10 protein-coding genes are annotated in these 13,541 nt (G+C 71.0%); 6 read left to right on the top strand and 4 right to left on the bottom strand.

Annotated elements, in window-relative coordinates; genetic code table 11:
• Window positions 1-698: 698 nt before the first annotated feature.
• Both F3T56_RS25165 and F3T56_RS25160 read right to left on the bottom strand, forming a co-directional pair.
• Window positions 699-2,540 (bottom strand): sigma-70 family RNA polymerase sigma factor, encoded by a 1,842-nt coding sequence (locus F3T56_RS25165; RefSeq protein ID WP_172639126.1) that lies wholly within the window; start codon window positions 2,538-2,540, stop codon window positions 699-701.
• Between the two features lie 320 nt (window positions 2,541-2,860).
• On the bottom strand, window positions 2,861-3,679 hold the full coding sequence (locus tag F3T56_RS25160) for a TetR/AcrR family transcriptional regulator (RefSeq protein ID WP_149827652.1): 819 nt from the start codon (window positions 3,677-3,679) through the stop codon (window positions 2,861-2,863).
• Window positions 3,680-4,174: 495 nt separating this feature from the next.
• Between F3T56_RS25160 and F3T56_RS25155 the strand changes: the two genes are divergently transcribed.
• Entirely contained in the window at window positions 4,175-5,539 is a 1,365-nt protein-coding gene (locus tag F3T56_RS25155) for an NAD(P)/FAD-dependent oxidoreductase (RefSeq protein ID WP_149827651.1), read from the top strand.
• A gap of 246 nt (window positions 5,540-5,785) precedes the next feature.
• Window positions 5,786-7,501: an ATP-binding SpoIIE family protein phosphatase gene (locus F3T56_RS25150; protein WP_149827650.1), complete on the top strand. Its 1,716-nt coding sequence runs from the start codon at window positions 5,786-5,788 to the stop codon at window positions 7,499-7,501.
• A 36-nt stretch (window positions 7,502-7,537) separates the two neighbouring features.
• Here the strand turns inward: F3T56_RS25150 and F3T56_RS25145 are convergent, their stop codons facing one another.
• Window positions 7,538-8,203 carry a response regulator transcription factor gene (locus F3T56_RS25145; protein ID WP_172639125.1) on the bottom strand — a complete coding sequence of 222 codons (666 nt, stop codon included), beginning with the start codon at window positions 8,201-8,203 and terminating at the stop codon, window positions 7,538-7,540.
• 359 nt (window positions 8,204-8,562) lie between these two features.
• Here F3T56_RS25145 and F3T56_RS25140 point away from each other — a divergent pair, with 359 nt between their 5' ends.
• The 3 genes from F3T56_RS25140 to F3T56_RS25130 are packed head-to-tail and all read left to right on the top strand — an operon-like array spanning window position 8,563 to window position 11,194.
• Window positions 8,563-8,865 (top strand): hypothetical protein, encoded by a 303-nt coding sequence (locus tag F3T56_RS25140; RefSeq protein ID WP_149827648.1) that lies wholly within the window; start codon window positions 8,563-8,565, stop codon window positions 8,863-8,865.
• Window position 8,866: 1 nt separating this feature from the next.
• On the top strand, window positions 8,867-10,627 hold the full coding sequence (locus tag F3T56_RS47075; protein WP_216373006.1) for an ABC transporter ATP-binding protein: 1,761 nt from the start codon (window positions 8,867-8,869) through the stop codon (window positions 10,625-10,627).
• A 24-nt stretch (window positions 10,628-10,651) separates the two neighbouring features.
• Window positions 10,652-11,194, top strand: a complete 543-nt coding sequence (locus tag F3T56_RS25130) for a hypothetical protein (protein ID WP_149827647.1) — start codon at window positions 10,652-10,654, stop codon at window positions 11,192-11,194.
• A 30-nt stretch (window positions 11,195-11,224) separates the two neighbouring features.
• Here the strand turns inward: F3T56_RS25130 and F3T56_RS25125 are convergent, their stop codons facing one another.
• Window positions 11,225-12,517 carry an MFS transporter gene (locus tag F3T56_RS25125; protein ID WP_149827646.1) on the bottom strand — a complete coding sequence of 431 codons (1,293 nt, stop codon included), beginning with the start codon at window positions 12,515-12,517 and terminating at the stop codon, window positions 11,225-11,227.
• Window positions 12,518-12,621: 104 nt separating this feature from the next.
• Here F3T56_RS25125 and F3T56_RS25120 point away from each other — a divergent pair, with 104 nt between their 5' ends.
• The gene (locus F3T56_RS25120; protein ID WP_149827645.1) at window positions 12,622-13,179 is read left to right on the top strand and encodes a MarR family winged helix-turn-helix transcriptional regulator; all 558 of its coding nucleotides are present in this window, start codon (window positions 12,622-12,624) and stop codon (window positions 13,177-13,179) included.
• The last annotated feature ends 362 nt before the right edge of the window (window positions 13,180-13,541 follow it).

Below are 13,541 nucleotides of genomic sequence, written 5' to 3'. Positions count from 1 at the left end.
GGGGCGGGGGGCAAGCTGGGGTGTGGGGGCTGGTCGCGCAGTTCCCCGCACCCCTCAAAAGCACGGGGCGCCTCCAGGCTTTCAAGGGGCGCGGGGAACTGCGCGAGCAACCCACGAACCACCCGCGCCCGTCCCACAGCCTCAACCACCCGAGCTCTCAGGCGTAGCGGGGGTCCAGGGGGCGCAGCGCCCCCTGGCGGGGTCCGGGGCGGAGCCCCGTGTCGGTGGGCGGGGTCGAAGGGGCGGCAGCCCCTGGATGGGGGAGGGACGGGGAGGGGCGGCGGGGGCGAGAAACTCCCGCCATGCGCAGCCCCGACGGCGAGAATGACCCGGTGCGGTACGCGATCCTCGGAACAGCCCAAGCAGAGAACGACCACGCCACCACCATCCCCTGGGCGGCCCCAAAGTACGCGCCCTCCTCACCGCCCTGGCCCTCCGCCCCGACCACCCCGTCCCCACCCCCACCCTCATCGACGAGATCTGGGCGGACACCAACACCCCACCTACCGACGCCCCCGCCGCCCTCCAGCCCCTGGTCGCCCCCGAGCATCACGAGGCCGAACGCACCGAGGCCGCCGCCCTCACCGCCCTGGGCCGCACCCGCTACGACGCGGAACACACGACCGGCAAGACCTACACCCAGACCTACACCCTCGACGACCTGACGCAAGCCCTGCGGACCCGCCGGCGCCACAGCCCTACTCACACGTGAACCGGGACTCCGCCCAGTCCGCCAGCGCCTCCACGTCGAGGTGGCTGTGCGGTTCGACGACCAGCCGTACGGTCTCCCGCCCGGCGAGGTTCACATGGACCGGAACCGCCGGGTCCCCGCCTTGGACGAGCCCGGACTTCCACAGCGGCCCCCCGTCGCCGTAGACGGAGAAGGAGACCTTGCCGAGGCCGGACGGCGTCAGGTCGTCGACGCCGACGAGCGCGTCGTACGCGGTGCACCGGCGGTTGAGGTCGACGGTGACGGAGGAGCGGCCGTGCACGGTCACCCCGTGCGCGTAACTCTTCCCGGCGATCGACACCCCGTACCGCTGCCAGACCCAACTGTCCTCGTCGAGCCGCATCTCGGGCTCGGTGCCATCGCCGAGGAGGTCGTACTCGAGCTCGTTCCTCTGGTAGACGGGGGGAGGGGTGGGCGTGGGCGTCGGAGTGGACGTGGGCCGGTTCGGCGAAGGAGTGGGTGTAGGGGTCGGAGCCGGTGTGGGCGCCGACTTCGCGGGGGCATCCGGAGCCGGGGACGGCGTAGGCGTAGGTGCCGTCGACGCCACGGAGACAGGCACGACTACTGGGGCCGCTTCCGGCCCGGGCTCCTCCACAGGCGCCGACGACTTCGATGGCGAGGTGGGCCCCGGCAAGGCCTCGACCGCCCGCGAGGCGGACGGCTTGGCCAGCGGTTCCTCCTGCTCCCCTTCGTTGCCCGCCAGCGCGAGCGCCACCGCCGCTGCGACCATCCCGGCCACACTCACCGCGATCCCGGCCTTCGCCGGCGCGCCGAGCCCCTCGGCCGCGGCCCCGCCGCCCGCCCCCGCGTCACCGGAGCCGGAGCCACCACCGGCCGCCGAAGCCGCACCCGCGGCCCCGACCCCCGCCCCACCGGCGACGATCGCGCCCGCCTTCGCGTACCCGGCGGCGCCGAACCACCCGATGACCGCGATCGGCACCACAGCCGGAATCCCACCGGCGACTTCCTTGATCTGCCCGGCGGCCAGCCGGCACGCCGCGCACTCCTCCAGATGCTTGCGCAGCCCCCGCTCGGCCCGTGTGCGCAGAGTGCCGCGGGCGTACGCGCCGAGCCGGTCGGTGAACTGCCCGCACTCCGCGGAGTTGCCCGCGAGGGAGGCGCTCACATGGGCCTGGAGGTACGCCTCTCTGAGCCCCTCGCGCGCCCGGCTGGCGAGCACCCGGGTCCCGTTCGCGTCGAGTCCGAAGAGCGTGGCGACCTCGCTCGGCGACTCGTCCTCGACCTCGGTGTGCCACAGCACGGCCTGCCACCGCTCCGGCAACGACCGGAAGGCCTGCATCGCCATCGACCGCTCGGCCCCGCGCATCGCCCGTACGTCGGCGCCGAGGTCGAGCACGTCCGCATCCGACGACACCTCGGCCCCGCGAGCCGCCTGCGCCGCGAACACCGCGAAGTCGTCGACCAGATGCTCCCGCTTGGCGGAACTCGTCCACGTCGCCGCGACCCGCCGCACCGACGTCAGCAGATACGCCCGTACGGCATGCTCCGGCCCGGAGCCACCCCGTACCGCCTGCAACATCCGGGCGAAGACCTCGGCCGTCAGATCGTCCGCGGTATGGGCGTCCCGGCAACAGGTCCGCGCATACCGCCGCACGGCCTCGGCATGACGCCGGTACAACTCCTCGTACGCCGCGTCCTCGCCCGCCCGCATCCGCTCGATGAGACCGGCATCGGACGGCACCCGCTCGGACTCCCCCGACCCGAACCGATCCCGCTGCGCCGGAACCTGCGGCCGCCCCACCGCCCGCGACGCCGACTGCCCCGCCCCGTCCCGCCCGTAAACACTCATCACACCGGATCAGCCTGCCATGTTGGCTTTGATCCAGGACACAGCAGCAGGGGCACACCACTCGTCCGAGGGTTCACCGAAGAAGCCAGTACGCGAGCTCACCCATACGGGTAAGACGCGCCCCGACAGGGGCGCGGGGCTGTGTCGATTTGCGGCTCCGCCGCGTGGGCGCGATCAACCACAACAAACCCGCACCCGCCGCACAACACACCCCCCCGAGCTGGAAGGCGCGGGGGGTCGAAGGGGCACAGCCCCTGGTGATGATGGGGGAGGGTAGGGGCGGCGGGGGCGAAAAACTCCCCCACCACCCCCTGGTGGCATCAAGCCGGCCGAGACCGAAGCCCCTCCAACAAAATGTCCAACAACCGCGCAGACGCCGCAGCCTGCTGCGCCGCATCCGGCAACGAGGGCGCAGCCGTAGCGATCACCAGCAACACATCCGCCACGGTCACATCCGCCCGCAACTCCCCCGCTGCCCGAGCCCGCTCCACCAACTGCCCCACGACCTCGAGCAGCGCAGAAGCCCCGGCACCATCCACCGGCGTAGAGGACGCAGCCCCCGAACCGGCCGAACCGCCGGAGGCACCCGCACCGGTCGACACGAGCCGCAACTCCGCCCCCGGCTGAGCCCGCTGCTGAGGCACCCGCGCCTCATCCATGACGATCCCACCGACGACCCCGCCGGTCCCGTCGCCCTCCTCCTCCGCGACCCCCACCCGCAGCACCTGCGGCGGCAGCAGCCGCCCGGCACCCGAGGCCACCGAGGTCCGCAGGAAGCGCGACAGCGCCGACCACGGGTCCTCCTCCTGCCCGAGCGCGACCCTGGCCTGTTCGGTGAGCCGGGACGTCTCCTCCTCGGCTATCCGCCGGACCAGGACGTCCTTGCTCGGGAAGCGCCGGTACACCGTGCCGACACCTACCCGGGCGCGCCGGGCGACGTCCTCCATCGGCGCGCCGTATCCCAGCTCGCCGAAGACCTCGCGCGCCGCGCGCAGCACGTGCTCGAGGTTGCGCTGTGCGTCCACGCGGAGCGGAGTCGACCGCGATCCGTCCCCGCGTCCGTTGCCGCCCGCCGCGCCGATCGCACCACTCGGTGCGAGGGCGGAGGTGGACGACCAATGCGAGTCTTGAATATGCATACGTGTTCCCCCGGTAATGACGTCTCCCCCCGGAGACTCTCCCCGTCATCGGAAGCCGGAGCGGAAGAACGAGCGTCCAAGGTCCTCGGTGGTCTCCGATTCCCTTCGCCGGAGAGCCGGTCCCCGAGCCGAGCCCGCCCGTCGCGGACCCCCCCCGGTAACCGAACCCGGCATCGGTATTTGAACTGGCATCCGAACCCGGATCCCGGTCCCGACCGAACCTCTTGAACGCATCCCCCTTACACCCCGTCGACACACGAACATAGTTGAGAGGGAGTCAATTCAGAAGGGGCAGGTTCCGCACAGAGCGCCCCTCGATCGGAGTACGGGCCGGTTACGTCCCGTTTGCGCCCCCTCCTTCCACCCGGCTCACACCATCTGACCTGCGCATCTGCCCCACGCGCCGGTAAATCGGCCAAGCCCGCGCCCCCGAGGCGACCGGTCACACAAATTGCCGGGCCTGTGGACAAACCAACGAGAGAGGTGCGTCATGGGATGGTGAAGGAACCGATGCGCATCCTCATCGTCGGCGGCGGTTACGTCGGGCTGTACACCGCGCTGCGTCTGCAGAAGCAGCTCAAACAACAACTGACGCGTGGCGACATCGAGATCGTCATCGTGTCGCCCGACCCTTATATGACGTATCAACCCTTCCTTCCGGAGGCCGCCGCGGGCTCCATCTCGCCCCGCCACGTGGTCGTCCCGCTGCGCCGCGTCCTGGACCAGTGCAAGGTCGTCATCGGCGAGGCCACCGCGATCAACCACGCCAAGCGCACCGCGACCCTCACCACCCTCGCCACCGAGGAAGGCGGGGAGACCGAGCAGCTGACGTACGACGAACTCGTCCTCGCCCCCGGCTCGATCTCGCGCACGCTCCCGATCCCCGGCCTCGCCGACCACGGCATCGGCTTCAAGAGCGTCGAAGAGGCCATCGGCCTGCGCAACCACGTCATCGAGCAGATGGACATCGCCTCCTCCACCCGCGACCCCGCGATCCGCGACGCGGCCCTCACCTTCGTCTTCGTCGGCGGCGGCTTCGCCGGGGTGGAGGCGCTCGGCGAGCTGGAGGACATGGCCCGCTACACCGCGCGCTACTACCACAACGTCAAGCCCGAGGACATGAAGTGGATCCTCGTGGAGGCATCCGACCGCATCCTCCCGGAGGTCGGCGAGGAGATGGGCCGTTACACGGTCACCGAACTGCGCCGCCGCAACATCGACGTACGCCTCCACACCCGCCTCGAATCGTGCGTGGACCGCGTCGCCGTCCTCAGCGACGGCGCCCGCTTCCCGACCCGTACGGTCGTCTGGACCGCCGGCGTGAAACCGCACCCGATCCTCGCCGCCACCGACCTCCCGCTGAACGAGCGCGGCCGTCTGAAGTGCACCCCCGAGCTGACCGTGGAGGGCGTCACGCACGCGTGGGCGGCGGGTGACGCGGCCGCCGTCCCCGACGTCACCGCCTCCGAACCGGGCAGGGTGACCGCCCCCAACGCCCAGCACGCCGTACGCCAGGCCACGACCCTCGGCGACAACATCGTCCGCTCCCTGCGCGGCGAGCCGCTGGAGACGTACTCCCACGCGTACGTCGGCTCGGTCGCCTCCCTGGGCCTGCACAAGGGGGTCGCGCACGTCTACGGCCGGAAGCTGAAGGGCTACCCTGCCTGGTTCATGCACCGCGTCTACCACCTGAGCAGGGTGCCGACCTTCAACCGCAAGGCCCGCGTCCTCGCCGAGTGGATTCTCTCGGGCCTGTTCAAACGGGAGATCGTCTCGCTCGGATCACTCGAACATCCCCGTGCGGAGTTCGAACTGGCGGCCGGTGGAAAGCCTCCTGAGGACCCGAAGGGGTCGTCCTGACCGGATCCAGGAACTCCACCGTTCAGACCGACGTCTGACGAATGTCGGTCCGGTCGGCCACACTGGTCCGCGACATGATCCACGACGATCCATGCCCTTGGATCACCTGAAGCACCCACGACCAGCACCCACAAGCAGGACCCACGACCAGGTGCCCCCACCGCTGAATTCCGGGCAACCCCCGGACCCACGGCCGGATCCGGAGCCGGCCACAGACAACAACACGAGGCACGAGGCAAGGATTCGGTGAACTTCACGCGCTGGAGCGCCCGGCTCCCCGGTACGCAGCGCCGCGCCGCAGCGCGGACCGAACACACGGTCACCCCGGACCGGCGGGGAGAAGGCTCCGTGCCCGCGGCCCGCGCCGAACGGCAGACCGACGACCCACCGGACGACACGCCGAGCGTGCCGTCCGTCTCCGCCGTCCCCGGCGGCCCGTCCGTCCCCGCCGTCGACGATCTCCCGACCCGCGAGATCCTCGACCGCATCCCGGCCCTCGTCGCCCTCGTGCACGGCCCCGACCACCGCACCGCCTACGTCAACGACGCCTACGTCGCGGCCTTCGGCGTACGCCCCCTCGGAGAGCCCGCCCACGAGGCCCTGCCCGAGCTGGAAGACCTCGGTCTGCTCCCGCTCCTCGACCAGGTCCTGCGCAGCGCCAAACCCCGCACAGTCAAGTCCCGCAAGGCCCCCACCGGCCGCTCGTACACGATCACCTGCACCCCGGTCGACGTGCCGGGCGCGGGCGGCACCAAGCCCGGCGAGGGCGGAGTCCTCATCTTCGCCGCCGACGTCACCGACCACGCCGAGGCCGCCGAGCGCCTGCGCGCCAGCGAGCGCAGCCAGCGCGAGACCGCCGTCACCCTCCAGCGCTCCCTCCTCCCCCAGGAGCTCGAACAGCCCGACGACCTGCGCATCGCCGCCGTCTACCACCCCGGCGGCACGGAGGCCGCCGTCGGCGGCGACTGGTACGACGTGATCACCCTCGGCGGCGGCCGCACGGCCCTCGTCATCGGCGACGTCATGGGCAGAGGCGTACGAGCGGCCGCCGTCATGGGCCAACTCCGTACGGCCGTCCGCGCCTACGCCCGCCTGGACCTGCCCCCGCACGAGGTCCTGCAACTCCTGGACGGCCTCGCCACGGAGATCGACGCCAACCAGATCGCCACCTGCGCCTACGCCGTCCACGACCCCAACGAGGGCCGCCTGGTCTATGCCTCCGCGGGCCACCTCCCCATCCTCGTCCGCGACGAGAGCGGCATGGTCCTGCGGGCCGACGAACCGACAGGCCCCCCGCTCGGCACAGGCGGCTGGATGCACGCCTCGGGCTCGGTCCCCCTCGGCCCCGGCTCGACAGCGGTCCTCTACACGGACGGCCTGGTGGAACGTCGCAACGAGGACCTGGACGAGGGAATCGCGGCCCTGGAACGAGCCCTGGCCGGCGCCACGGGCGCCCCCCAGGTCGTCTGCGACCGCCTGGTCCGCTCCACGGGTGTGACGGCGGACCACGACGACGACGTCGCCGTCCTTGTCCTCCAGCACCCCGCCCGCACCGGCCCCGACAGCGAACTCTTCCGCAACGCGGCCCTGGAACTGCTGGGCGGCGTGGAGGCGGCCCCCCGAGCCCGAGCCTTCGCCTCCGGCGTCCTCACCAGCTGGCGTTTCCCCCCGGAACTCCACGACCTGGGCGTCCTGGCGGCAAGCGAGCTGGTAGCCAACTCCCTCCAGCACGGCACCCCACCCATGCGCCTGCGCCTGCGCCGCACCGACCGCCGCCTCATCGTCGAGGTCACCGACGGCAACGACCACCTCCCCCGCCGCCGTCGCGCCGAACCCGGCGACGAGTCCGGCCGCGGCATCTCCATCATCGCCACCATCGCCTCCAACTGGGGCAGCCGCCGAGCCCCCGGCGGCGGCAAGTCGGTCTGGTGCGAGTTCGCGCTGCCACGAGGGACGACCTGAAAGCGGCCGCCCCTCGTCCCGCCCTGCCGCGGGCCGCTACGCCGGTTCGGGAACCTGCCGGTCCGGTCGGTGCTGTGTGCCCACCCCCGCGTGCCAGGCGATGCGGGCCGCGTGGAGGCGGGTCTCCACGCCCAGCTTGGTGCAGACGCGGCGGAGATGGTCCTTGACGGTGTCGGGGCTCAGGTCGAGGGCGTCGGCGATCTCCCGGTGGGGCATGCCGTCGCCGACGAGCGCGAGGACGTCCCGTTCACGCGGGGTGAGCGCGGCCACCAGCGCCTCGGCAGGGGCACGTTCCTGGTCCGGTCGGGTGGGCCTGACGTAGGCGCTCTTCATTGCCTCCGTCAGACAGGGATCCAGCGCCAGACTGCCCTGCGCGACGGCGGTCACCGCCCACGGCAGATGCTCGCCGGCGGTGCCGCGCCGCAGGATGCCCTTCGCACCCTGCCGGAGCAGCTGGCGTGTGCCATGGCCGGTGAGCTGCTCAGCCAGTACGACACTGGCGGGCTTTCCGGCCTTCCCGGGCCCGTCCAGCCGTAGCAATGTGTGCAGGGCCTCGCTCTCCGCCGCATGGCTGATCACCAGAACGTCTGGCCGTGACCAGCGCACGATCTCGGCCAGAGTTCCCGGAGCGCCCTCGGCGACGACACCGAACTGCTGTGCTTCCTCCAACACCGTGCGCACCGCGATACGCGCGGAATGCATGGGAGCCACCAACGCGACACGTAGCATCCGTTCCCCCGTCAGATCAGGCCGGTCGGTCATGAGAAGCGCGCTGTGGTCAAGAGCGGCTTTCAGACTTCAACTACCGCCCGCAGCCTCACACTTGGCAATGCACCGGTCAAGCGCTTACAGCCGCTACGAGAACTCCCCCTCCCTGTCAACTCCCCTACCGGGTGGGAGAAGGCCAGAGGTCCCCTCGACGGGGGGTGCCACCGGCGACGGGTGATGTCACAGGGTTCTCACAGGAAAGGCGAGGGAACACAAGCACGAGGGGGAACGATGAGAATCAGGACAGCCCTGGCTGCCTGATCGTGGGTGCGAGCCTGTTCACCACCGGCGGCGTGGCGAACGTAGCCCTGAGCGAGTGCAACACCAACAACATGTGCATGTGGGGCAACAACGACTTCCGCTGGTTGATCGGCGAACGCGGTCACGGCTCCGCCACGTGGACGAACATGAGCGGTGACCGGAACGACGAGATGGACTCGTGGGCCAACCGCTCCGCCAGCCACACCGGTTGCATGGCCGAGCACTCCAACGGCTCCGGCGACAAGCAGGACATGCACAGGAACGACACCGACGACAACGTCGCCCCCTGGAACAGCGACGAGATCTCGTCCTGGCGTACAAGGAACGGATGCTGAGTTGACCGCAGCCGCTGGTGCGCCGCTCGTCCGGACGAGCGGCGTGAACAAGGCCTACCGCTCCGCGGCCGAGACCGTATGGGCCGCGCGCGACGTGGACTTCACCGCCCGGGCGGGCGAGTTCGTGTGTGTCTACGGCGCCAGCGGCTCCGGCAAGTCGACACTGCTGAACCTGCTCGCCGGCCTGGATATCGCCGACTCCGGCGAGATCCGGGGCGGCGGCATCGACGTGAGCACGGCCGACGAGGCACAGCGCGCCGAACTGCGGCTGCGCACCGTCGGAGTGGTGTTCCAGGACCACAACCTGATCGAGGAGTTCACCGCCGCGGAGAACGTCGCGCTGCCCCTGGAGGCCTGCGGCTTCCCGGTACTGGCCGCGCAGATGGACGTGATGTGGTCGGTCGAGCGGCAGCAGGAGGTCGTCGACGCCTTCACCGCCGCGGCGCGCACCTGGGCCGAGGGCCGGGACGACAGCGAGGAAGCAGCCGCCCTGCGGCAGAACGGGCGGGACGCCGTCGCGGCCACCCTGGTCACCAGGGACCAGCTGACGGCACGCCCGCAGAAGACCTGGATCGAGAAGACCCCGGCCGGCTACACCGTCCCCTCCCTCCTGGTGCCCACAGCCGCCGTTGTGCTGGTCTACGGGCTGAACGGCCGCCGCTTCAGGCGCACCACGGCCTCGTTGATGTCCGTGGGCGTCTCCCGTACCACGGCGGCGGCCGGCCCGGCCCTCGCCGCGCTGGCCTGGTCGCTGGCCGCAGCGGTCTGCGGAGCCGTGGCCGGCGTCGCCGTGGGCATCGGCGCCCGCCTGCTCATCTCCCACCTGCGCGAACGCCCCGCGGGCCCGCTCGGCGACCTCGCCACACCCGCGCTGCGCCTGCTCGGCGTCGTTCTTGTCACCGGCCTGGCCGCCGGAGCGGTGCTCGCCCGCACCCGCCGCGACGGATCCGACCGGCTGCAACCCGACGACAGCGCACCCCGCGCCGACCGCTCGGCCGGCCGCCTGACCCGCCTCGCACGCGACGCCCGGCAACTGCTGGCCGTCGCCGCCTGGTGCGCCACGGTCGTCCACGCCACCTGGGTCGACTCACCCGCCCAGGCCATGGTCCTGACCGGCATCGTGATCGCCGCTGTACTGCTGATCATCCCCGAGGTCTTCTCCGGCCTGCTCAGACTCCTGCCGGAGGGCGGACCCCGCCGACGCCTGGTCCGCCGCCAACTGGCCGCCGACCGCAGCAGAGCCTGCGCCGCACTCGCCGTCCTGACCGTGCTGTTCGGTGCCTCCCTGGGCTACGTCACCCTCCTGGACACCCTGATCCGCACCGCCGAGAAGCAGTCGTACCCCGCGGTTCTCCCAGGACAGCTCCTGCTGGCCGGCCACGACAGCGACACCTCCCCGCCCAGCAAGACGCTGCTGCGCACAGCCGACGCCTCCGGCGCCCTCGACGACCTGCCCCGCATGGAAGCGCGCTACCTGATGTCCGGCGACCTCGACAACCCCCGGATGGTCAGCCGGGAAGGCGACGACGGCAGCCTGCTCGCCGCCGAAACCCCACAGGACATCGAACGACTGATCGGCCATCGGCTCGACCTCCCCCAGACCTCCGTGCTCCGCGACGGCGGTCTACTGGTCTGGTCCCACGTCTCCGACACCCCCACCGGCACAAACACCCACCTCCGTCTCGTCGTCCGCGAGGGCGACAAGGCCCTCGGCCGCACCGACCGCCTGCCCGCCGCCGTCGTGGACGTGGATCCGGCCTAATGGCGGACCGGCTCCGACGGCATCATGCTGCGCGCGACCGCGACCGCACTCGAACTGCCGATCCAGACATACGGCCCGGTCATGGTCACCGGCGTCCCCGACAGCAAGGCCCGGGCCCTGCAACAGGCCGTCATCAACGCCGGCATGGACGCCGGAGCCGTCCTGATCCATAGGGAGCCCGACGACCCGGTGCCCCCGGCCGCGCTCCTGGCCACTGCCGTGGGCCTGGTGTTCCTGGCCCTCGGCGCCGTACTGGCCGCCACCCGCAGCCAGACCCGCATCCTGCGCCGCTGTCTCGCCCGGCTGATCGCCGTGGGCATCCCACCGCGCTGGGCACGCCAGGTACTGCTCTGCCAGCACGGTGCCCTCATCGCGGTGAGCACCCTGCTCGGCCTGGCGATCGCCGTGATCCCGAGCGTGGTCCTCGCCGCCCGGATCTCCGGCTTCGTCCTGAGCGTCCCGTGGTGGCAGCTGGGCGTACTCGCCGCGGCGATCTACCTCGCCGCACTTCTCGCCGCCATCCACTCCGCCCACAAACTCCGCGTAACCGAGGCACGAACAGCCTGACCCCGTGCCGCCGGCAGGAAGACCGGCGCGTCAGGCCTGCGCCGCCACCGGCTCCGCAGACGCCCCACCCCGCGCGACAACCAGGCTCCTCGCGAGCGACGGCTGGTCCTGTGCGACGGTGAGCCGACGCCCGAGACGTATCGCCAGCAGCGAGATGCCCAGGGAGAAAAGCAGGAACGTCACGATGTACGGCGCGTGCAGCGTGGCCCCCATCGGCCCGCCCACCGCCGGCCCCACCGCCAGCGCGAGCTGCTTCACCAGGGCGAACGCCGAGTTGTACTGGCCCGCCATCCCCGTCGGCGCCAGATCGGCCACCAAGGGAGCGACGGTCGGCGACAGCATGGCCTCGCCGAGACCGAACAGGGCGTACGTCGAGACGAAGGCGGCGGCCGCCATGGCCTCGCTCGTCCGCCCCAGCCCGGCGAACCCGGCCACACCCCACGCGACGGCCCAGATCAGCCCGACGGCGGCTATCACCCGCGACCGCCGACGCCGCTCCACGAACCGCAGCACGGCGAACTGCGCGACCACGATCACCGCGGTGTTGGCGGCCAACGCCGACCCGAGCGTGGACGTGGATATCCCGGCGGCCTCGACCCCGTACGCACTGAGCCCCGACTCGAACTGCCCGTAGCAGGCGAAGAACAGCACGAACCCCAGCACACACAACTGCACCATGGCCCGGTTGCCGAGCAACTGCTTCCAGCTGCCCTTCGCCGACTCCGCCGACGCACCCTCGATGCTCGGCGCGTGCGGCATCCGTATGGTCGCCATCACCCCGACCAGCAGCAGGAACATCGCCGCCTCGATCGAGAACAGCAGCGTGAAGGAGCCCGCGCGCGTGGCATCGACGAGGTGGCCGCCTATGAGCCCGCCGACGCCCAGCCCGAGGTTCTGCAGAAAGAACTGCACGGCGAAGGCCCGCGACCGGGTCTCCGCACCCGAGCAGTCGACGATCATCGTCGCGAGCGCCGGCTGCATCACGGCCTGCCCGGCACCGAGTGCGACCGCCGACAGCAGTACGGCCGTCGCGCTCCCCGCGAGCCCCAGGCAGAGCGCCCCGACGGCGGCGGTGACCAGGGCGGCGAGCAGCACCGGAAGCGGACCACGCCGGACGATGGCCCGCCCGGCGAACGGCAGCACCACCAGCGCGGCCACGGCGAAGACGGCGAGCACGAGCCCCGCCGTCACAGCACCGAGCCCCCGCACCTGCGCCACATAGACATACAGATAGGGGACGGTGAAGCCGAGCCCGAACGCGCTGAGCGCGTTGCCCACATGGATCCGACACATCGCCGCGCCCCTCGCCCTGGTCACGTTCACCTCTCTCAGTAGTTAGGAGTGAAGACTTCGAAGTTAAAGTTCGAAGCTAAAGACTACATCGTGAAGGACTTCGATGCCAAGCGGCCTCATGCGATACTTCGGTCATGGGCGACACCCCGGGCTGCCACGGCACCGCCGAGCCGACACTCGAAGAACAGATCGCCGCCTACCAGCGCGAGTTCCAGGACCTCGACCCCCAGGTCGAGAAGATCGTCTCGGCCCTCTCCCGCCTCAACCGCCGGATGAACGTCGCCTACGGCCGCCAGACCTCGGCCCTCGGCATCAGCAACGCCGAGTGGGAGGTCCTCAAGGCCCTCGTCCTCTCCGGCGCCCCGTACCGCATGGGCCCGAGCGAACTCGCCAAGCGGCTCGGCCTCACCCCGGCCGCCATGACCCACCGCATCGACCGCATGGTCGCCGAGGGCCTGGTCACCAGGGAGCGCGACGAGACCAACCGGGTACGCGTCATCGTGGAGCTCACCCCCGAGGGCCGCGAGAAGTGGCTGGAGGCCATGCGCCTCGCCTCGGTCTTCGAGGAGGACCTCCTCCAGGACCTCTCTCCCCTCGAGCGCACCCTCCTGGGCGAGGTCCTGACCCGGCTCCTACGACGCGTCGAGCACGCCCAGCCGGACGCCGGCGGACGGCTAAGCGACCTCGACTGAGGTCGTGCTTCCGGCGGCGCCCGAGGTTTGCCGGCGGGCCACCCGGGGGAGGCTTGACAGTCCATCCTCTGATCCGTAAAGTTCTTCGGGTTGCCACGGAGCCGTAACGGTTCTGCGGCAGCACCTCCGCCGCTCAAGCGGCACCCAAACCAACCAGCACGATCTCCCAGCCGGGATGAATTCGGCGTGCCCGAATTCAATTCGATTTGGGTTCGGCAGCCCCGATTGGGAACTGCCGAGCAGATCCGCTAAGGTTTGGAACGTCGGAACGGCCCAACAGCCGTGAAGACAGCACCCGCTGACTGGGAATCAGGCCCGAAAGGATCTGATAGAGTCGGAACCGCCGGAAAGGGAAACGCGAA

Source organism: Streptomyces tailanensis (genome assembly GCF_008386495.1).
In the GTDB taxonomy this organism is placed as follows: Bacteria; Actinomycetota; Actinomycetes; order Streptomycetales; family Streptomycetaceae; genus Streptomyces; species Streptomyces tailanensis.
Note: the sequence above shows the minus strand (reverse complement) of the source record. Positions and strands in the feature narration are given on the sequence as shown.

What these genes read in the sequence shown, in the direction of transcription:
- F3T56_RS25160 (WP_149827652.1), bottom strand. Translation starts at nt 3,679, where the DNA reads ATGCATATTCAAGACTCGCATTGGTCGTCCACCTCCGCCCTCGCACCG.
- F3T56_RS25165 (WP_172639126.1), bottom strand. Translation starts at nt 2,540, where the DNA reads ATGAGTGTTTACGGGCGGGACGGGGCGGGGCAGTCGGCGTCGCGGGCG.
- F3T56_RS25155 (WP_149827651.1), top strand. Translation starts at nt 4,175, where the DNA reads ATGGTGAAGGAACCGATGCGCATCCTCATCGTCGGCGGCGGTTACGTC.
- F3T56_RS25130 (WP_149827647.1), top strand. Translation starts at nt 10,652, where the DNA reads ATGCTGCGCGCGACCGCGACCGCACTCGAACTGCCGATCCAGACATAC.
- F3T56_RS25120 (WP_149827645.1), top strand. Translation starts at nt 12,622, where the DNA reads ATGGGCGACACCCCGGGCTGCCACGGCACCGCCGAGCCGACACTCGAA.
- F3T56_RS25145 (WP_172639125.1), bottom strand. Translation starts at nt 8,203, where the DNA reads ATGCATTCCGCGCGTATCGCGGTGCGCACGGTGTTGGAGGAAGCACAG.